We start from the raw sequence: 19114 nt of genomic DNA on the forward strand, positions 1-19114 counted from the left end.
ACGCCTGCGCGACGTCCGCGGCAGCGTGCGCGTGGATACCCTGGGCTCGGGCGACCTGGACGTCGATGGCGTGGGTGGCGACCTCAACCTCGGCGCCAAGGGCAGCGGCGACGTGAGCCACCGCGGCGTCAAGGGCAAGGTGCAGGTGCCCAGCGACGATTGAGGTCGAGTGGTCCTGCCGCGACAGCCTTCTCCCGCCCACGGGAGAAGGCTGTCATTCGGCTCCGTCGGCGGCGAGGGCTTTGAATTCCGCCGGGCTGAGCCGCAGCACCGGATAGGCGCCGACACCCTGCGCTGCATACCAGGGCGAACGCTCGAAGAAGAACATCAGCCGCTTATAGGGATCGGCCGCGAACGTGGGGTCGTCGTGCAGGCGACGCTCGAAGGCGGCCTTGAGCGAGGGGTCTTTGGCGAGCATGTCGCGGGCGAGCTTTTCCAGCACGCGCGGTTCGCCGTATTCCTTCGCTTCGAAGATCGCGTCCAGATAGCCCCAACGCAGCATCGAGTCGGGCGCCTGCGGCTCCAGCAGCTCCATTGCCACGCGCGCGGCGCGCTGGTCCAGCGGGACGATCACCGAGCCGGCCGGCAGCGTGGCTTCGCGCGGCACGGCGTGCACCTGCACGTCGCGCAACATCACGTGCCCTTCGAACGGCCGGCCGGCCCATTGCGGCTGGTCGAGCTGGTAACCCTGCGCGCTCACCTTCGCCGGATGGGCCAGGCGGTGGTAGGCGATGCCGTGGGCATCGAGCCGGTCGATCAGCACGCTCCACTGCGCGGGAATCGCATAGGCCGCCGGCGGGGCAACAGAGATATCCGGCAGCAGGCCATTCCAGTTGGGAATGGTCCAGGTCTGCGGGTGGCTGGGGTCGTACTGGATCCAGTCGCTGCCGGAGATCCCGCTGTGGCTCAGCGTGAAGGCATAACCCTTGAACTGGAACGGCGTGGAGGCCGGGTCGGACTTGAAGGTGAGCGGCACGCGGGCGGACGGATCGCCGGCGCGGGCGATGGTGCGGGCGTCGGCCGCTGTCGTGGTTTCCAGCAACGCCTCCGGTTGGGCGCTGATGCGCTCGAGCACCGCGTCGACCAGGTCGTAGACGGCGCGCACGCGCGTGGCATATGGCTTGAGCATGTGCGTCTCGATCAGCAGCGCCGGTCGCCCCTGCAGCGCCGCGTAGCCGGTGGAGAAGCGCGGGCCGGAACCGAAGTTGACGATGCCCTTGCGCGGATCGCGGCCGTCCTTGAACTCCAGATAGATCGAGGCGAGATGTCCGCGTGCCTCGTAGGCCGGAATCGCCGCATCCATCAGCGCGTGCTGCCAGGCGGCCACGGCAGGATCGAGCTTGTGTGGATCCTCGGTGTACCAGGTGAGGTCGTACTGGTAGTCCGCGCCGTCGGTGGTGTGCACGTCGATCAGGAAATCCGGCAGCCAGCGCTGCCAGAGCTTGAGCCACGCGCGCATCTCCGGCGCGTCGGCCTTGACGTAGTCGCGGTTGAGGTTGAGGTACTGCGACTGGCCGCGGAAGCCCATGCTCTCGGGACCGTTCTGGTTGATGCGGTGGTAGGGCGAGGAGTTCTCGTGGCCGTCCACGCTGAACACCGGGATGTAGACCAGCACGGCGTGGTCGAGCAGGTGCGGCAGCTTGCCGGTGACGGCGAAGTCGCGAAGCAGCATCAGGCCGGCATCCTTGCCCTCGATCTCGCCCGGATGGATGCCTGCCTGCAGCAGCACCACCGGCCGATGCGCCGCGCGCGCGGCCTGCGGAGATAAGCTGCCGTCGTTGCTGGCGATCACCACGGTCATCGGCCGGCCTTCGGGCGTGGTGCCGAAGGTTTCGAGCTTCAGCTTGCCCGGTGCGGCGGCGGCCAACCGCTGCAGATACGTCACGGTGTCGGCGTAGCTCGGCGTGGTGCGGAAGTGCGACGCCTCCGCCGGCGTGGTCCAGTCGGCGGCGCGGGCGGCAACCGCGCCGAGGGCCAGCAGAGGGAGGAGGATCCAGCGAACCATGGCAAACCCCTGTTGTGCGCACCGCGTGCGCGAAAAGCCGTTGGTGTGGCGGCGCCGCAGCGGCGCACGGGCGCTTCTACGGCGCCTTCCGGCCGACAGCCGGCAGCGTGTCCGGCGCGACGGCGCCACCGGAAATGATGAAGGCCATCGCCTGGTCCATCGTCCAGTCGGTGGGCGTCAGGCCGCCCACCGGCAAGGTCAGCAGGAAGCCGCCGGTGGGATTGGGCGTGGTGGGCACGAACACCGCGGCCATCTCGCGGCCGCTGCCTTCCTCGATCATCAAGCGGGTCACGAAGCCCACCGCCTTGGTGCCGGCGTGCGGGAAATCGACCAGCACCACGCGCTGCACGCCCGAGGGCTTCTGCTGCAGCACCGCCATCAGCTTCTTGGTGCCGCCATAGATGGTCTGCACCAGCGGGATGCGGTGCAGCAGCGTGTCGAACGTGTCCAGCAGCCGCTGCCCGATCACCCGGCTGGCCAGGAAGCCGAGCAGGTACAGCGCCAGCAGGGTGATCAGCAGCGCGACCAGCGAGGTGAACCAGGTGCTGCCCAGCGCGCTGGCGGTTTCCGGTGCGACCAGCGCCAGCGCGCCCAGCACCGCGGCCACCATCGGCGCTCCGATGCCGGCCAGGAAGCCAAGCACCACCTTGAACACCGTCCAGGTCACCCACAGCGGAATGAAGGTGAGCAGGCCGGTCAGCAGGTTGCGTTTGAGGCGCAGGCGAGGCATGGAGGTTCGTCGGAAGGAAAGCCGCCATTGTAGGCGTGCCGCGCGATGCCTGTGGGATCATGCGAACGCGGGGGTGACGTCCCGCCCTGCAGAAGTGTGATTTTTCTTCCCGTCATGCGAATCATGCAGGGGACAGGGAAACCCGGGCGCGCGCCGTGACCGATCGCCATCGCCAGTTCGAAGCACTGCTGCAGGAACGCCGCTGCATCGTGTTCAAGGTCGCCAGCGTCTACGCCCGCGGCCGCGAGAACCGCGCCGACCTGGCCCAGGAGATCGCCGTGCAGCTGTGGCGCTCGTTCGGAAGCTATGATCCAGCGCCGGCTGGCGCACCTGCGCGCGTGGCGGGTACGTTCGAGGCGCCCGTGTTCGCCGTGCTCGGCGCGGTCACCTGGGTGCCGATGACGCTCATGCTGATCCAGGCCGGTTTCGACGCGGGGGGGGGCGGCGATTACTGGGATCGCGCCCCGTGGCTGGCCGCCCACCTGCTGCTCAGCGGCCTCGCCTCGATCGCGCTGGTGCTGCTGGCCTACGTGCTGGTCCGTCGCGCCGGCCACCTGCGCTGGCTGGAAAACAACCTTGCCGGCGGCGCCGTGCGCAAGGCCGAGGCCGTGCTGCAGGAAATCGCTCGTTTCGAACGGGACGAGTAGGTGGGCAGGATGGCTCCGGTCCACCAGCCCGTGTGCGCAACGATGGCGGGCCGAGGCCTGCCCTACGCACTCTGCGGGGCGCGGGCCTTCGGCTTCAGCCGCACGTAGAGCTGCTTGCGTACGCGGGCCACCACTTCGCCGGAGGCGGTGGCCACCTCGGTCTCGAACCAGCGCAGCACCTTGTCGCCGCCGGCGGCGGCCGTGCGCAGCTCCTCGACCATGGCGTCGGTGAACCGGAAGGTCGCATACACGTCCTCGCGGCCGGGCGCCACGAAATCGATCGCGCCGGCCTTGTCCCATACGTAGTAGTCGCTGCCAAGCCGGTGCATGGCGAGCAGCATCCAGAATGGGTCGGTCATGGCGAACAGGTTGCCGCCGAACTGCGTGCGCACGTAGTTGCGGTTCCATGGCCGCAGGCGCAGCGCAACGCGCGCCGTGTTCCATTCATCGCCCAGTTCCAGCACGCGGATACTGTTGAACAGGAACGGCGGCCACAGGTTGAGCAGGCGGCGGAAGGTGGTGGCGCGCATGGGCAAAGGCTGGCGGAGGAGGGCGTACTCTAGCGTACGTACACGTACGGGTCGTTCCACGCCGACAAGCTCCAGCGACGGATCGCTATTTGAGCGGGCGATGCCCGTAACTGAAAGCGCGCGTCACCTGCCAGCCGTTCGCCGTTCGATGCCACACGAGCATGAAGTGCGCGGCGCCGAAGCATCGGTTCGACTTCAGGTCGCAGAAGTCCTGGTCGCCTTCTTCGATGGCACCGAAATCCTTGATCGGATACACCCGCAGGCTGCCCGGGACCAGCTTGCGGCGGAAGTGGCCGCAGACGTTCTGGCGGGTCTTGTCGATGTAATCCTTCCGCGTCCAGCTGACCCCGCCGTTGTCGTGATAGAACTCGACATTCGGATCGAGCATGGCCGCGTGCTTGTCGAGCTGTCCCGGCGCGTCGCAGGTATTGAAGGCGCCGAAGAACCGGGCATCCAAGGCGGTGACGGTGCGAACCAGCGCCTCCGGGGCCGCGGCTTCAGGCGCCGGGTCACGCTTCAGCGGCGCAGCCTCGAGGCGTGGGGTGGCAACAATGACTGCAGCGGTGACTGCAGCTGTCCAGAAAGCCGTACGCATCGTTCATTCGTCCTTGCTGGAAGGAGCTGAAGATACTGGAGGTTGCACACCTGCTCATGCCCGCTCAATCACCACCTTGAGCTCAACGCAGCACCGCCCGAAGCGCATCGACCTCGGGCTGCTGAAGCATTGAAGCACGCCCGGGAGCGGACGCCTGCTGCGCGCAGCGGATCAGAACAGCAGCGAAGCCATGCGCCGGCGGTAGCGGCCGACCAGCTCGGCATCGTCCAGCGTGGCGAAGGCGGCGAGCAGGCGCTTCTTCCCCTGGCCGTCGTTCCAGTCGCGGGCCTTCTCCAGGATGGCCAGGAACTGGTCCAGGCCGGCGGCCGGGTCGTCCTCCAGCAGCAGGCGCACGCCGAGCAGGTCGCGTGCTGCCCAGTCGGACGGGTCGCCCTGCACGCGCTGGCGCAGCTCGGCGAGCGAAGGCGCGCCTTCCAGTGCGCGGGCGAGGTCCAGCTGGCTGCGCAGGCGCACGGCGCGTGCATCGGTGGCCAGGTTGGCGGGCAGCGCATTGAGTTCGGCTTCGGCAGCGTCGGCCTGGCCGTTGCGCATCAGGGCGAGGGCGAGGTCAAGCTTGAGTTCGGCGCGCCCGGGCTCGGCGGCGATCGCCTGCTGCAGGCGGTTGATCGCCTCTGCAGCGCCTTCTTCCTGTTCGGTCTGCTCGGGCTCGGCCTCGCCTTCCAGCGGTTGCAGGTGGCGCGAGAGGAACTCGCGCAGCTGGCCCTCGGGCAGCGCGCCGGCGAAGCCGTCGAGCAGCTGTCCGTCCTTGACCAGCATCACGGTGGGGATGGAGCGCACGCCGAACATCGCGGCCAGCTCCTGGTTCTTGTCCACGTCCACCTTGCCCAGGCGGAAGGCGCCGTTGTATTCGGCGGCCAGCTTTTCCAGCAGCGGACCGAGCGTCTTGCAGGGGCCGCACCAGCTCGCCCAGAAGTCGACCAGCACCGGCGTGGTCAGCGAGGCGCCCAGTACCTCGGCCTCGAAATTGACGGTGTCGACGTCGAAGACGTGGGCTTGGGCGGCAGCGGTCACGTGGAACTCTCCTGGCGTGGAACGTTTCAGATCGGGGCGCCGCGCAGCATATCAAGAGGGCCGCCGCCCTCCTGTGGCATTTGCATGCGCATGGCGCACACGTCCGCATCATCTCCCGGAAGAGGATGAAGGGAGTCGCGATGAACCGCCAGCCCCGTCCTCCGTTCGCACGCGCGATTTGCGAGAATGCCGCGATGAGCACGCCAGAGCAGGGCATCGCCCGCATGGAGCCGGCGCCGGCCACGGTCGACGCGCCGCTGATCTGCGAGCAATGCGATACCGTCCATCGCAACCGCGTGCTGGCGCGCGGGGAGGAAATCCTCTGCGTGCGTTGCGGCGCCGAGCTGGCGCGCTACCACGCGCTCGATGCCGGCGGCATGCTGGCGCTGGTGCTCACCGCGTTGATCGTGTTCGTGGTCGCCAACGTGTGGCCGGTGGTCACCCTGGGGCTGGGCTCGCAGCGGATCAGCACCACCTTGTGGGGCACCATCCTGATGATGTGGGGACAGGAGGCGCAGGTGGTCGCGGTGGTCGCGGCGGCCACGCTGTTCTTCTTCCCCCTGAACAAGATGCTGATGCTCGGATGGGTGCTGTGGTTCGCCCGCCGCGGCCGGCGCGCGCCGGGCTTCGCCTTCATCATGCGCACGCTCTACTACCTGCAGCCGTGGACGATGACGGAGGTGTTCGTGCTGGGCGCGCTGGTGTCGATCGTCAAGGCGAGGGCCTATTTCGACGTGCAGCCCGACCCGGGCATCTGGGCCTACGGCGTGCTGACGCTGCTGATCACGATCTTTTCCGGCATCGACCTGCGCCGGCTGTGGGACCAGACGGAGCCGCGAGCATGAGCGGACCGCCGCGCGCGCACGAGCTGGGCATCATCGGCTGCCATGTCTGCGGCCTGGTCTGCCGCGAGCCGGCCGTGGAGGATGCGGCCTGTCCGCGCTGCGGCGCGGCGCTGCACCGGCGCAAGCACGACAGCATCCGGCGCACCTGGGCACTGCTACTGGCCGCATTCATGCTCTACATCCCGGCCAACGTGTTGCCGATCATGCGGACGGTGAGCCTGGGCGACGTGGACGACAACACCATCATCAGCGGCGTGGTGGAGCTGTGGGTGAAGGGCTCCCCCAGCCTGGCGGTGATCGTGTTCACGGCGTCCATCGTGGTGCCGATGATGAAGTTCCTGGTACTGGGCACGCTGCTGGTGTCAACCCAGCGGCGCAGCGGCTGGGCCCTGCGCCAGCGCGCCGGGCTGTACCGGCTGGTGGAATTCATCGGCTACTGGTCGATGCTGGACGTGTTCGTGGTGGCGCTGCTGACCGCGCTGGTGCGTTTCGGCTTCTTCAGCCAGGTGGAGCCGCTGCCGGGCGTGGTGTTCTTCGGCCTGACCGTGATACTTACGATGTTCTCCTCGATGAGCTTCGACCCCCGACTGATGTGGGATGCCCCCGACCATGACTGAGCAGAGCCCGCGCGAGGAACTACCTGAACCGGTGGTGCGCACGCGCCGCTTCAGCCTTTCGCTGATCTGGCTGGTGCCGGTGCTGGCGGCGGTGGTGGGCCTGTCGCTGGTGGTGCATGCCTGGCTGCAGGCCGGGCCGGGCATCACCATCACCTTCCAGACGGCCGAGGGCCTGGAGGCCGGCAAGACGCCGGTCAGGTACAAGAACGTGGTGATCGGCAAGGTGGACAGCCTGGAGCTGTCCGACGACCGCCAGCGCGTGCGCGTGAAGGTGGCGCTGAACAAGAGCGCATCCAGCTTCGCCACCCGGGGGACGCGCTACTGGGTGGTGCGCCCGCGCATCGGCCTGGGCGGCGTGTCGGGCGTGGATACGCTGCTCTCGGGCGCCTTCATCGGCGCCGACGTGGGCGACTCCGAGGACGAGCAATACGAGTTCAAGGGGCTGGAGATGCCGCCCGCGGTGCTGCACGGCGCGCCAGGCAAGAGCTTCGTTCTGCACACCGATGACCTGGGCTCGCTCGACACCGGCTCGCCGGTGTACTACCGGCGCATCCAGGTGGGCCGGGTGGCCTCCTACACGCTGGACAGGGACGGCAAGGGCGTGTCGCTGCGCATCTTCGTCGACGGCCCGAACGACCACTTCGTGACCCGCTCGACGCGCTTCTGGAACGCCAGCGGCGTGGACGTGTCGCTGGGCGCCAACGGCCTGAAGCTCAACACGCAGTCGCTGGCCACGGTGATTGCCGGCGGCGTCGCCTTCGAGGAGCCGCATGGCCCGCACGACGCCACGCCCGCGCCGGAGGATGCCGACTTCACCCTGTTCAAGGACCAGGTCACCGCCATGGCGCCGCCGGATGGCCCGCCGCGCTACATCCGCATGCGCTTCAATCAGGCGCTGCGTGGCCTGGCGGTGGACGCGCCGGTGGAGTTCCTCGGCATCAACGTCGGCAGCGTGGTGTCGATCAACCTGGACTACGAGGCGAAGGACGAGCGCTTCCCGCTCACCGTCGGCGCGCTGATCTACCCGCAGCGGCTGGGCGGCGCCTACGACAAGCTTGCCGCGCAGGCGGGCACGAAGGACGGCCGCGTCGACCTGGCGCGCATGTTCGGCCCGCTGGTCGAGCACGGCCTGCGCGCGCAGGCGCGCACCGGCAACCTGCTCACCGGCCAGCTCTACATCGCGCTGGACTTCGTGCCCAAGGCGCCCAAGGTCGCGTTCGATCCGAATGCCACGCCGATCGAGCTGCCCACCGCACCAGGCAGCTTCGACAAGCTGCAGGAGCAACTGGCCGATATCGTGACCAAGCTGCAGAAGGTCCCCTTCGACAGCATCGGCCAGAATCTCGACGCCACGCTGGGCGACCTGGACCGCACGCTCAGGCACGTCAACGGCGACGTGCTGCCGGAGCTCAAGGGCACGCTCAAGGGGGCGCAACGCACGCTGGGCAGCGCCGACAGCGCGCTCTCGTCCGATTCGCCGCTGCAGCAGAACCTGGGCAGTACGCTGGAGGAACTGCAGCGCATGGCCCGCTCGCTGCGCGCGCTGACCGACTACCTGGGCGTGCATCCGGAATCGCTGATCCGCGGGCGGCGCGGCGACCGGCCGCCGCCATCCTCGCCGCCCGCACGTCCGGGGCAAGGGAGCAAGCCATGATCCGACCGCGATTCCCGCTGGCCCTCGTCTTTGCGCTGGCGTTGGCCGCCTGCGCCTCGGCGCCGGTGCACTACTACACCCTGATCGCGCCGGCGACGACGCAGGCGGTTACCAACACGCAGACTGCACCGTTCCAGTTCGAACTGTTGCCGGTGGGTATTCCGGCCCAGGCTGACCAGCCGCAGTTGGTGATCCGCCAGGGCGGACAGGGCGTAGTGCCGCTGGACAGCGAACGCTGGATCGCCCCGCTGGCGCAGGAGCTGCGCGGCGCCTTGTCGGCCGACCTGGCGCAGGCCATGCGCACCCAGGATGCCACGGGCCTGTCCGGCGGCAAGCCGCGGCTGCGCATCAAGGTCGACCTGCGCCGCTTCGACTCCGCTCCCGGCGACTACGCCCTGATCGACGCTACCTGGAGCCTGCGCCTGCTGCAGGGCGATGCCAGCCTTGCCTGCACCAGCCAGGTCCGGGAGCCGGTCGGCCCTGGCTACGACGCGCTGGTCGAAGGCCACCAGCGTGCGCTGGCCAGGCTTGCCGGAGAGATCGCGCAGGTCGCCGGGCCGGTGGCCGCCGGCCGGTCGCCCGCCTGTCCGCGATAAGCAAAGGCCCGCAGGGTGGGCTTCAGCGCACCGGCCTGGGTGCGGGACGGGGAACCGGTGAGCTGGAGATCGCCCCGCGAAGCCCGGTCATCCGCGGCTTCGTCTTGGCTCCAGCCGGGCACTGGGCTAGGCTGACGGGTTCATCGCCGCCGCAGCCACGCGGGCCGCGCGCACCCCACAGCAAGGCACCGGAAACATGCAGGACTCCCACGAACAGGCTCCGAACGAACAGGGCTACCAGCCGCAGGCGGTGGAAACCGCCGCGCAGCAGTACTGGAGCGCGCAACGCGCCTATGAGGTGGTCGAAGATCCCTCGCGGCCCAAGTTCTACTGCCTGGCGATGCTGCCGTACCCCTCCGGCGCACTGCACATGGGCCACGTGCGCAACTACACCATCGGCGACGTGATCAGCCGCTACCAGCGCATGAACGGCAGGAACGTGCTGCAGCCGATGGGCTGGGACGCCTTCGGGCTGCCGGCCGAGAACGCCGCGATCAAGAACCGCACCGCGCCGGCGAAATGGACGTACAAGAACATCGAGCACATGCGCGAGCAGTTGAAGCGCATGGGCTTCGCCTACGACTGGACGCGCGAGTTCGCCACCTGCCGCCCGGAGTACTACCGCTGGGAACAGCTGATGTTCACCCGGCTGATGAAGAAGGGCATGGCCTACCGCCGCAACGCGGTGGTCAATTGGGACCCGGTCGACCACACCGTGCTGGCCAACGAGCAGGTGATCGACGGCCGCGGCTGGCGCTCCGGCGCGCTGGTGGAGAAGCGCGAGATCCCGCAGTGGTTCCTGAAGATCACCGACTACGCGCAGGAACTGCTGGACGGCCTGGACACGCTGCCGGGCTGGCCCGATGCGGTCAAGACCATGCAGCGCAACTGGATCGGCCGCTCCGAGGGCCTGGAGATCCACTTCGCCGTCGAGGGTGAGGCTGAGCCGCTGACCGTGTTCACCACGCGCCCGGACACGCTGCTGGGCGTGTCCTTCGTCTCGATCGCCGGCGAGCACCCGCTGGCGCTCAAGGCCGCGCAGGGCAACCAGCGGTTGGCCGCGTTCCTGGAGGAGCTCAAGCATGGCGGCGTGTCCGAGGCCGAGCTGGAGACCCAGGAAAAGCGCGGCATGGACACCGGCCTGCGCGCCATCCATCCGATCACCGGCGAGCCGATCCCGGTGTGGGTGGCCAACTTCGTGCTGATGGGTTACGGCACCGGCGCGGTGATGGCGGTGCCGGGCCACGACCAGCGCGACTGGGAATTCGCACAGAAGTATTCGCTGCCGATCCGCATGGTGATCGTCGACCGCGGCGTGCTCGATGCCGTGCGCGAGATCGGCCACGACCTCAGGCAGGGTGTCGGCGCGAACGTGATGGGCAATGCGCTGCACGGCGGCGCGACCGATGCCTACGCGACGTCGACCGCCGTGCGCGTGATCGAGGACTTCGAGCGGCGCATCCGCGAGGACGCTGCCTACACCGAGCGCGGCACGCTGGTGAACTCCGGCAACTACGACGGGCTCGACTTCGCCCAGGCCTTCGAGGCCATCGCCGACCGCCTGGAGCGCGAGGGCAAGGGCCAGCGCCGCGTCAACTGGCGCCTGCGCGACTGGGGCGTCAGCCGCCAGCGCTACTGGGGCTGCCCGATTCCGGTGATCTACTGCGACAAGTGTGGCGCGCTGCCGGTGCCCGAGGACCAGTTGCCGGTGGTGCTGCCCGAGGACGTGGAGGAGGCATTCGCCACCAGCGGCGTCGTGCAGTCGCCGATCAAGGCCGACCCTGAATGGCGCAAGTGCGCCTGCCCGCAGTGCGGCGGCCCGGCCGAGCGCGAGACCGACACCTTCGACACCTTCATGGAATCGAGCTGGTATTACGCCCGCTACACCAGCCCCGGCGCCGACGGCATGGTGGACGCGCGCGCCAATTACTGGCTGCCGGTGGACCAGTACATCGGCGGCATCGAGCACGCGATCCTGCACCTGCTGTACTTCCGCTTCTATCACAAGCTCATGCGCGACGCGGGGCTGGTGCACTCGGACGAGCCGGCCACCAACCTGCTGTGCCAGGGCATGGTGATCGCCGAGACCTTCTACCGCGAGAACGCGGACGGCTCGAAGGACTGGATCAACCCGGCCGACGTCGAGATCGAGCGCGACGAGCGCGCACGCGTAGTCGGCGCGCGGCTGCAGGCCGACGGCGAAAGCGTGCACATCGGTGGCACCGAGAAGATGTCCAAGTCCAAGAACAACGGCGTCGATCCGCAGGCGATGGTGGAGAAGTTCGGCGCCGACACCGTGCGCCTGTTCTCCATGTTCGCCGCTCCGCCGGAGCAATCGCTGGAATGGAGCGAGGCGGGCGTCGAAGGCATGGCCCGCTTCCTGCGCCGCTTCTGGCGCGAGGTGACCACGCACGCCGCGCAGCCGGACCATCCGGTGGTCGATCCGGCGAAGCTCGATGCCGGCCAGAAGGCGCTGCGCCGGCAGCTTCACGAGACCATCCAGAAGGTCGGCGACGACCTCGGCCGCCGGCACTCCTTCAACACCGCCATCGCGGCGCTGATGGAGCTGCTCAACGCGGTCGGCAAGTTCAATGACATGGGCGAGCAGGGCCGCGCCGTGCGCCACGAGGCGCTGGAAGCCATGGTGCTGCTGCTCAACCCGGTGGTGCCGCACGTCAGCCACGCGCTGTGGCAGGTGCTGGGTCACCCCGAAACGGTGCTGGAGGACGTGCCTTGGCCGCAGCCGGACCCGGACGCGCTGGTGCGCGACTCGGCCACGCTGGCGGTGCAGGTCAACGGCAAGCTGCGCGCTACCATCGAGCTGCCGGCCAGCGCCTCGAAGGAGGACGCCGAGGCCGTGGCGCGCGCGCATCCCAACGTGGCCGCGTTCCTCGAAGGCCAGGCCGTGCGCAAGGTGATCGTGGTGCCCGGCAAGATCGTCAACATCGTCGCAGGATGAGCCCATGAACCGTCTGCTCCGCGCTTCGCTGCTGGTTTCCACGCTCGCCCTAGCGGCCTGCGGCTTCCACCTGCGCCAGAGCGCCGCGTTGCCGGCCTCGATGCAGCGCATGCATCTGTCGGTCTCCGGCGGCGGCGACCTGCAGCGCAACCTCGCGCGTGCGCTGGAGGGCTCCGGCGTCGCGGTCGTGGACGAGGGCGGCTCCGGCATCGCCGAGCTGAAGATCCCGGTCGCGCAGTTCAGCACCGACACGCTGAGCGTCAGCGGCGGCGCCCGCGTCACCGAATACACGGTGCGCTACCAGGTGCGCTTCGACGTCGAGGACGGCGCCGGCCAGGTGCTGGTGCCGCAGCAGCGCATCGACATGTCGCGCGACTACAGCTACGACGCCACCAACACCATCGGCAACCAGGCGCAGGTCGAAGAGATCCAGCGCAGCCTCAACGACGACATGGTGCAGGCGATCCTGTTCCGCCTGCAGGCCGCCGGCAGGCACGAACCGGCGGCGCCCGCCGCGCACTGACATGCCGCTCTCCGCTGCCCAATGGTCCAAGGCGCTGGCGTCCGATCGCCTGGCGCCGGTCTACCTGCTGGCGGGCGAGGAACTGCTGGTGCTGGAAGCGGCCGACGCGCTGCGCGCCCGCGCCCGCGAGCTGGGCTACGCCGAGCGCGAGGTGCTCGAGGCCGGCCAGCATTTCGACTGGGACGACCTGGCCCGCGCCGCCGCCGGCATGTCGCTGTTCGCCAGCCGCCGCCTGCTCGACCTGCGCCTGCCGACCGGCCGGCCGGGCGTGGACGGCGCCAAGGCGATCACCGCGTTCTGCGCCGACCCGCCGCCTGACGTCACCCTGCTGGTTACCGCGGTGGAGTGGAGCAACAAGCACGAAGGCGCCTGGACCAAACAGGTCGACGCTGCCGGGGTGCTGGTGGCCTTCAACGCGCCCAAGCCGCAGGAGTGGGCCTCGTGGATCGGCGCGCGGCTGGCCTCGCGTGGACTGGCTGCGACGCCAGATGCTGCAGCACTGCTCGCTGAACGCGTCGAGGGCAACCTGCTCGCCGCGGCGCAGGAGATCGACAAGCTCGTCGTATTGCACGGCAGCGGCCGCATCGATGCCGCCGAGATGGAGAACCTGGTCGCCGACAGCGCCCGCTACGACGCCTTCAAGCTCACCGACGCGGCCTTTGCCGGCGACGGCGGCCGTGCGCTGCGCATCCTGGCCGGCCTGCGTGGCGAGGGCGAGGACCTGATCCCGCTGATGGGCTGGCTGGTCAACCAGCTGCAGCTCGCCCTGCGCCTGGCCAACGCCCGCGACTTCGCCGCGCTGGCGCGCGCCGAGCGGCTGTGGCCCGCCCGCGAGCAGCTTTTCCGCAAGGCCCTGCGCCGCGCGCCGCGCGAGCACTGGCTGGCCTGCCTGGCGCGCGCCTCGCGCATCGACCGCATGGCCAAGGGGCGCGAAACGGGCGAGCCGTGGCTGGAAGCCGAGCGCCTGATCGCAGTCATCGCCGAGCCGCGCGCCGCCGCGGCGCTGGCATGACGATGTGTTCTGCTCTCTCCTCCCGGTGGGAAGGGGGGCGGGGTGAGGGACGGGTGCTCGCCGAGGGCTTCGATAGAACATGGGTTCGATGCGCCAAGGCGCAAAAGGCCTCCCGCTCTCCCCACCCCTCTCATCCGGCATCGCCGCGGGAAAGGGAATCGGCTGCGGTGGGAGTGTGAGCATGCGCCCGCTGGCCATCCTCGGCGGCACCTTCGACCCTATCCACGTGGCCCATCTCGCGGTGGCGTGGGAGGCGGCCGAACTGCTCGACGCCGAAGTACGCCTGATGCCCGCCAGCGTGCCTCCGCACCGGCCGCCGCCGATCGCCGACGCGACCGCCCGCGTGGCGATGCTGCGCGCCGCGCTGCGCGGGCAGGACCGGCTCGGGTTGGACACCCGGGAACTGGCCCGCGGTGGCCCCTCCTACACCATCGACACGCTGGAGGAATTGCGCGCGGAGGAGGGCGAGCGGCCGATCGTCCTGCTGCTCGGCGCCGATGCGTTTGCCGGGCTGCCCGGCTGGCATCGCTGGCGCGCGTTGTTCGAGGCCGCACACATCGGGGTGCTTTCGCGCCCCGGTAGTGTGCGCGAGTGGCCGGTCGAACTGGCCGACGCGGTCGCCACGCGCCAGGTAACCGATCCCCGCCAGCTGCGGGGGCAGCCGTCGGGCAAGGTGATCGAGCTGGACGTGACGCCGCTGGAGATCTCCGCCACCCGCATCCGCGACCTGCTCGCCGCCGGCCGCGAGCCGCGTTACCTGCTGCCGCAGGGCCTGTTCGACGATCCGGCGCTGCTTGCGCCGTACCGCCAGCCGAGCCTGCAGGCCAGGGAGCCGTGAGCGCACCCGTCACCGTTCGCGACGCGGCGCGTGCCGACCACGCCGCCTGGCTGCCCTTGTGGGCAGGCTACAACGCCTTCTACGGCCGCGTTGGCGAGACTGCGCTGCCGGCGCAGATCACCGCGATGACCTGGTCGCGCTTCTTCGATGCCTACGAGCCCGTGCATGCGCTGGTGGCGGAGGCCGACGGCCGCTTGCTGGGGCTGGCGCACTACCTGTTCCATCGCAGCACCATCCGCATCGAGCCCAGCTGCTACCTGCAGGACCTGTTCACCGTGCCGCAAGCGCGTGGCCACGGCGTCGGCCGTGCGCTGGTCGAGGCCGTCTACGAACGTGCACGCACCGCCGGCTGCTCGCGGGTGTACTGGCAGACGCACGAGAGCAATGCCGCCGCCATGGCCCTGTACGACAAGCTGGCCGAGCGCTCGGGTTTCGTGGTCTACCGGCGGGAGCTGTAGCGGCAGCGTCGCCAGCAGCGAAGGCCGTGCCTCTCGCCTCACCCCACGCGCGGCACGAAGCGCAACGCCACCGAGTTCATGCAGTAGCGCAGGCCGGTCGGCCGCGGGCCGTCGTCGAACACGTGGCCCAGGTGGCTGTCGCAGCCGGCGCAGCTGATCGCGGTGCGGGTCCAGCCGAACATGCGATCGGTGCTCTCGATGACGTTCTGTTTGGCGATCGGCTGCCAGAAGCTCGGCCAGCCGGTGCCGGAATCGAATTCGGTGGCGGCGTCGTAGAGCGCGGTGTCGCAGGCCAGGCAACGGAACAGGCCGGGCACGGGCGGCTTCTCGTGCATGCCGCTGAAGGCGCGCTCGGTGCCGTCATGACGCATGATTTCGTAGGAGGCTTCCGGCAGCCGCTCGCGCCACTGCGCATCGGTGAGCACCAGCTTGCGCACGTGGCAGGGGCCGAGGCGGTGGCCGTCATCGGCGAAGCATTCGAGCAGGACATCGCCGCCGACCGCCGGCGTGGATGCCGCGGCGGTGGGGCGCGCCGACAGGCGCGGCATCAGCAGCCCGCCGGCTACGGCGAGCGCACCGCCGCTCAGCGTGGCGCGCAGAAAGCGCCGCCTTTCCAGTGCAACGATGTCGTGGGTGCGGCTCATGGGAAACCTCCGTGATCAGCCGAAGGTGAAGGCGTACGCGTGCACGCCCGGGTCGAGGAAAGTGATCTCGAACACGCGCTCGCCGGTGCCGTGCTGCTGGCGCACCAGTTGGTAAAGGCGCTGCTCGGTGACGGTGCCGTTGCCCTGGGCATCGGTGTCCATGCCGTGGTCGACGCCCGGCGGCTTGCCGTCCAGCGTGATGCGGAAGCGCACCGGCCGGCCGTCCGCGCCGGGGCCGAGCACCAGGTGCAGGTCGCGGCCGCGGAAGCGGTAGACGATTCGGCCGCCGGCGCGTTCGAGCGCGGCGCTCTGCTCATGCACGGTCCAGCGGCCGTCCAGCGACCACTGGCCGGACGGCAGCGTCGCTGGCGCGCGGTAGTCCCAGGCGTCGTCGTGGGCGACGTTGCCGCCGCCGAAATGCTCGCTGCGGGCGTAGCCGACGTAGGTCTCGGGTGAGCGGGTGTCGTCGCCAGAGCCGGCCGCCTGTGCGCCCTTGGCGCCGGGCTGCACGTAGCCGCCGGGCAGGCCGGTCTGGCCAGCCTCGGTGAGCAGCTGACGCAGGATGTCCTCGCTTTCGGCGTAACCGCCCTCGCCGAAGTGATGCGCGCGGATGCGCCCCCTGGCGTCGATGAAGTAGTGCGCGGGCCAGTATTCGTTGTTGAAGCCTTGCCAGATGGCGTAGTCGTTGTCGAGCGCGACGGGATAGTCGACGCCCAGCTCCTTCACCGCGCGCGCCACGTTGGCCGGTTCCTTCTCGAAGGCGAACTCCGGCGCGTGAACGCCGATCACCACCAGGCCGCGGTCCTTGTACTTGTCGTACCAGCCGCGCACGTAGGGCAGCGAGCGCAGGCAGTTGATGCAGGAGTACGTCCAGAAATCGACCAGTACCACCTTGCCGCGCAACGATTGCACGCTGAGCGGCGGCGAATTGAGCCAGCCGGTGGCGCCGGCAAGCGGCGGCAGCTCGCCCTCCACCGGCAGCGGCGCGCCGGCCTGATGCACCGGCTGCGGCGCGGGTGCCGGGCGTGTGGCATCGATCAGCTTCTGTTCCAGGCCGCCGGTGTTGGCCAGCGCCACCCGGGTCAGCAGGCCGGTGTCCAGTCCCAGCGCGATCGCCGCCACGCCGGCCAGCACCAGCACGCCCAGCGCGCGGCGGACCCACTCGCCGGCGCCCAGGGAGCGCTTCATCAGGGCGAAGACCTTTCCGCCGATCAGCAGCGCCAGCGCCAGCGAGGTGGCGGCGCCGGCGGCATAGGTAAGCAGCAGCAGGGTGGTTTGCACGCTGGCGCCGTTGAGTGCCGCCCCGGTCAGCAGCAGGCCGAGGATCGGGCCCGCGCAGGGTGCCCACAGCAGGCCGGTGGCGATGCCGAGGCCGGTCGCGGACCACACCGAACCTTCCTCGTCAGAGCGCTGCGACAGGCGGTTGCCCAGCGCCACGAACGGGCGCGTGAGCCATTCGGCCAGGCGCGTCGAGAGCAGCGTGAGCCCGAGCAGCGCCAGCACCACCAGGGCGACGATGCGACCGTACTGGTTGGCGCGGATCGCCCAGCCGCCGCCGACGGCCGCCAGCGTCGCCACCAGCGCGAAGGTGAGCGCCATGCCCAGCAGCATCGGCAGGCCGTTGCGCGCGAACGGCCGGTCGGCACGCGCGAACACGAACGGCAGCACCGGCAGGATGCATGGGCTGAGGATGGTCAGGACGCCGCCCAGGTAGGCGAGGATCAGCAGCAGCATGGAAAGTTTTCCGCTGGGGTGTGGACGGGTATTCGGCAGCAGGAAACGGCCGGTTACACGCGGTCGTTAGGAGGCTCCAGCCTCCTTCTCCATTTCTGCGGAGCGCCGGGTCTTTTGGGGTAACCGCGCCGCGGATTGCGCCGAATGGCTGGCATGAGCCGCATGTTCCCGCCATGCCGGGCTTGACCGCCACCGGCGTCATGGTCCTAGATGACCGCTCCTCCTCCTGGGCGAGCGCCGACCCGGCCGTGCCAGCCGAACCTGCCAGCGATACGCCCGAACGCCGCCGCGCGGCGTGGATGGCCGCGGCCCAGGCCGGCGACCGGCGCGCCTACGAGCGCGTGCTGGCCGATTCGGTGGCACTGATCCGCGCGGTCGCACATCGGCACGGGGTGGCGCACGACCAGCTCGACGACGTGGTGCAGGAAACCCTGTTGACCGTCCACCGCGTGCGCCAGACCTATGATCCGGCGCGCTCCTACGACGCGTGGCTGGCCGCGCTCGCCGGCCGGCGCGCGATCGACGGCCTGCGCCGCAGCGGCCGGCGCGCCCATCGCGAAGTGGCCGACGAACTGGCCGTCGCGTCGCATCCGGACGAAGCGGACGCCAGCGCCGGCAGCGAGCAGACGCAGCGGGCCCAGCGCCTGCGCGCGGCGATCGCCGAGCTGCCGCCGGGCCAGCGCGAGGCAGTCGAACAGCTCGGCTTGAAGGAACTCTCGCTGCAGGAGGCCGCGCTGCGCACAGGCCGCTCCACCGGCGCGCTGAAAGTGAACCTGCATCGTGCGCTCAAGGCACTGCGCCAGCGCTTCCATGGGGACGACTAGTCCGATGGCCGATCCGCACGCCCACGATCGCCTGATCGCCACGCTCGGCGCCGGCCTGGCGCCGGTGCGGAGGCTGCGTCCGCCGTGGCTGCGCACGCTGGGTTGGCTGGGCGTGGTGGCGGCCATCGCGGTGGCGCTGGTCGCCCGCTATGGCACTGCGCCGATGCTCGCTCGCTGGGCCGGCGCGCCTGATCTCGGCTGGGCTGGCCTGGGTGCGGTGCTCACCGCGATCACCGCAGCCTGGGCGTCCTTCGCGCTGGGGGTGCCCGGGCGCTCCACGGCATGGGCGTGGCTGCCGCTGCCGTCCGCGCTGCTGTGGACCGGCGCCAGCGGGCTGGGCTGCCTGCGCGCATGGATCGCCCCGGCCACCCATGTCGCCAGCGTGCCGGAGGCGGGCGACTGCCTGTTCTTCATCCTCGGCTTCTCGCTGCCGCTGTCGGCACTGCTGATCCTGCTGCTGCGGCGTGCCTGCCCACTGCGGCCGGTGCTCACCGCCGTGCTGGTGGGACTGGCCAGCGCCGCCGCGTCGGCCAGCCTGCTGGAGATCTGCCATGCCTTCGACGCGGCAGCCACCGACCTGCTGCTGCATGCGCTGGCGGTCGCGATGGTGGTCGGGGCCAATGCCGCCCTGGGCGGGAGGCTGCTTTCCGCGGGCGCCGGACCTCGCGCGGGATGAGACGTTCGTCCGCGCCATCCTGGACGACCTCGAGAGTCCGCAGGTCGGCCGGCGGGCGTTCAAGCTTCACCGGCGGGCGCGACGGCACGCTGACCTACGACCGCCTGCTCGTCGATCTGTTCACCCAGCGCGGCGCGGCCATGGCGCCGGCGTTGGAGCTCGCAGTGGAGCGCCTGCACGCGCTGGCCGGCGAGC

Annotated in this window: 19 protein-coding genes and 1 pseudogene; 13 read left to right on the plus strand and 7 right to left on the minus strand. The window is 69.9% G+C overall.

Going from position 1 to position 19114, the window contains the following annotated elements; all coding sequences use genetic code 11:
• Nucleotides 1-214: 214 nt before the first annotated feature.
• Complete coding sequence (locus HOQ08_RS12635) at nucleotides 215-2005, minus strand: M14 family metallopeptidase (protein WP_291195408.1); 1791 nt, start codon at nucleotides 2003-2005, stop codon at nucleotides 215-217.
• Between the two features lie 76 nt (nucleotides 2006-2081).
• Nucleotides 2082-2735, minus strand: a complete 654-nt coding sequence (locus tag HOQ08_RS12640; protein ID WP_291195411.1) for a DUF502 domain-containing protein — start codon at nucleotides 2733-2735, stop codon at nucleotides 2082-2084.
• A gap of 155 nt (nucleotides 2736-2890) precedes the next feature.
• Here HOQ08_RS12640 and HOQ08_RS12645 point away from each other — a divergent pair, with 155 nt between their 5' ends.
• Nucleotides 2891-3382 carry a hypothetical protein gene (locus HOQ08_RS12645; RefSeq protein ID WP_291195414.1) on the plus strand — a complete coding sequence of 164 codons (492 nt, stop codon included), beginning with the start codon at nucleotides 2891-2893 and terminating at the stop codon, nucleotides 3380-3382.
• 62 nt (nucleotides 3383-3444) lie between these two features.
• On the opposite strand, the gene HOQ08_RS12650 is transcribed toward HOQ08_RS12645, so the two are convergent.
• The 3 genes from HOQ08_RS12650 to trxA all read right to left on the minus strand — a co-directional run bounded on the left by HOQ08_RS12650 (nucleotide 3445) and on the right by trxA (nucleotide 5539).
• On the minus strand, nucleotides 3445-3912 hold the full coding sequence (locus tag HOQ08_RS12650) for a DUF4442 domain-containing protein (protein WP_291195417.1): 468 nt from the start codon (nucleotides 3910-3912) through the stop codon (nucleotides 3445-3447).
• An 85-nt stretch (nucleotides 3913-3997) separates the two neighbouring features.
• The gene (locus HOQ08_RS12655; protein WP_291195420.1) at nucleotides 3998-4507 is read right to left on the minus strand and encodes a nuclear transport factor 2 family protein; all 510 of its coding nucleotides are present in this window, start codon (nucleotides 4505-4507) and stop codon (nucleotides 3998-4000) included.
• Between the two features lie 171 nt (nucleotides 4508-4678).
• A complete protein-coding gene (gene trxA / locus HOQ08_RS12660) occupies nucleotides 4679-5539 on the minus strand; it encodes a thioredoxin (RefSeq protein ID WP_291195423.1) in 861 nt (286 codons plus the stop codon).
• Between the two features lie 194 nt (nucleotides 5540-5733).
• Between trxA and HOQ08_RS12665 the strand changes: the two genes are divergently transcribed.
• The 9 genes from HOQ08_RS12665 (at nucleotide 5734) to HOQ08_RS12705 (ending at nucleotide 15041) form a co-directional block, all read left to right on the plus strand.
• On the plus strand, nucleotides 5734-6384 hold the full coding sequence (locus HOQ08_RS12665; RefSeq protein ID WP_291195426.1) for a paraquat-inducible protein A: 651 nt from the start codon (nucleotides 5734-5736) through the stop codon (nucleotides 6382-6384).
• Nucleotides 6381-7001, plus strand: coding sequence for a paraquat-inducible protein A (locus HOQ08_RS12670; RefSeq protein ID WP_291195429.1), 621 nt, complete (start codon nucleotides 6381-6383; stop codon nucleotides 6999-7001). The genes HOQ08_RS12665 and HOQ08_RS12670 overlap by 4 nt, the downstream gene beginning before the upstream one ends.
• A complete protein-coding gene (locus HOQ08_RS12675) occupies nucleotides 6994-8655 on the plus strand; it encodes an MlaD family protein (RefSeq protein ID WP_291195432.1) in 1662 nt (553 codons plus the stop codon). The genes HOQ08_RS12670 and HOQ08_RS12675 overlap by 8 nt, the downstream gene beginning before the upstream one ends.
• Nucleotides 8652-9251 (plus strand): PqiC family protein, encoded by a 600-nt coding sequence (locus HOQ08_RS12680; protein ID WP_291195435.1) that lies wholly within the window; start codon nucleotides 8652-8654, stop codon nucleotides 9249-9251. Before HOQ08_RS12675 ends, HOQ08_RS12680 begins: the two co-directional genes overlap by 4 nt.
• Before the next feature lie 196 nt (nucleotides 9252-9447).
• Nucleotides 9448-12210: a leucine--tRNA ligase gene (gene leuS, locus HOQ08_RS12685; protein ID WP_291195438.1), complete on the plus strand. Its 2763-nt coding sequence runs from the start codon at nucleotides 9448-9450 to the stop codon at nucleotides 12208-12210.
• Nucleotides 12211-12214: 4 nt separating this feature from the next.
• On the plus strand, nucleotides 12215-12733 hold the full coding sequence (gene lptE, locus HOQ08_RS12690; RefSeq protein WP_291195441.1) for an LPS assembly lipoprotein LptE: 519 nt from the start codon (nucleotides 12215-12217) through the stop codon (nucleotides 12731-12733).
• A gap of 1 nt (nucleotide 12734) precedes the next feature.
• Nucleotides 12735-13745 carry a DNA polymerase III subunit delta gene (gene holA / locus HOQ08_RS12695; protein ID WP_291195444.1) on the plus strand — a complete coding sequence of 337 codons (1011 nt, stop codon included), beginning with the start codon at nucleotides 12735-12737 and terminating at the stop codon, nucleotides 13743-13745.
• A gap of 181 nt (nucleotides 13746-13926) precedes the next feature.
• Nucleotides 13927-14583 carry a nicotinate-nucleotide adenylyltransferase gene (gene nadD / locus HOQ08_RS12700; protein WP_291195447.1) on the plus strand — a complete coding sequence of 219 codons (657 nt, stop codon included), beginning with the start codon at nucleotides 13927-13929 and terminating at the stop codon, nucleotides 14581-14583.
• Nucleotides 14580-15041: a GNAT family N-acetyltransferase gene (locus tag HOQ08_RS12705; protein WP_291195450.1), complete on the plus strand. Its 462-nt coding sequence runs from the start codon at nucleotides 14580-14582 to the stop codon at nucleotides 15039-15041. Before nadD ends, HOQ08_RS12705 begins: the two co-directional genes overlap by 4 nt.
• Before the next feature lie 38 nt (nucleotides 15042-15079).
• Here HOQ08_RS12705 and msrB read toward each other — a convergent pair whose 3' ends face one another.
• Both msrB and HOQ08_RS12715 read right to left on the minus strand, forming a co-directional pair.
• Nucleotides 15080-15685: a peptide-methionine (R)-S-oxide reductase MsrB gene (gene msrB, locus HOQ08_RS12710; protein WP_291195453.1), complete on the minus strand. Its 606-nt coding sequence runs from the start codon at nucleotides 15683-15685 to the stop codon at nucleotides 15080-15082.
• A 15-nt stretch (nucleotides 15686-15700) separates the two neighbouring features.
• Nucleotides 15701-17419 carry a cytochrome c biogenesis protein DipZ gene (locus HOQ08_RS12715; protein WP_291195456.1) on the minus strand — a complete coding sequence of 573 codons (1719 nt, stop codon included), beginning with the start codon at nucleotides 17417-17419 and terminating at the stop codon, nucleotides 15701-15703.
• 299 nt (nucleotides 17420-17718) lie between these two features.
• Between HOQ08_RS12715 and HOQ08_RS12720 the strand changes: the two genes are divergently transcribed.
• The 3 genes and pseudogenes from HOQ08_RS12720 to HOQ08_RS12730 all read left to right on the plus strand — a co-directional run.
• Nucleotides 17719-18243, plus strand: coding sequence for a sigma-70 family RNA polymerase sigma factor (locus HOQ08_RS12720; RefSeq protein ID WP_291195463.1), 525 nt, complete (start codon nucleotides 17719-17721; stop codon nucleotides 18241-18243).
• A 4-nt stretch (nucleotides 18244-18247) separates the two neighbouring features.
• Nucleotides 18248-18919 carry an NrsF family protein gene (locus tag HOQ08_RS12725; protein WP_291195459.1) on the plus strand — a complete coding sequence of 224 codons (672 nt, stop codon included), beginning with the start codon at nucleotides 18248-18250 and terminating at the stop codon, nucleotides 18917-18919.
• Nucleotides 18916-19114 (plus strand): annotated as a pseudogene (locus HOQ08_RS12730) (hypothetical protein); the annotation flags it as partial. The gene HOQ08_RS12725 and the pseudogene HOQ08_RS12730, both read left to right, overlap by 4 nt.

The organism is Frateuria sp., assembly GCF_013362045.1.
In the GTDB taxonomy this organism is placed as follows: domain Bacteria; phylum Pseudomonadota; class Gammaproteobacteria; order Xanthomonadales; family Rhodanobacteraceae; genus Frateuria_A.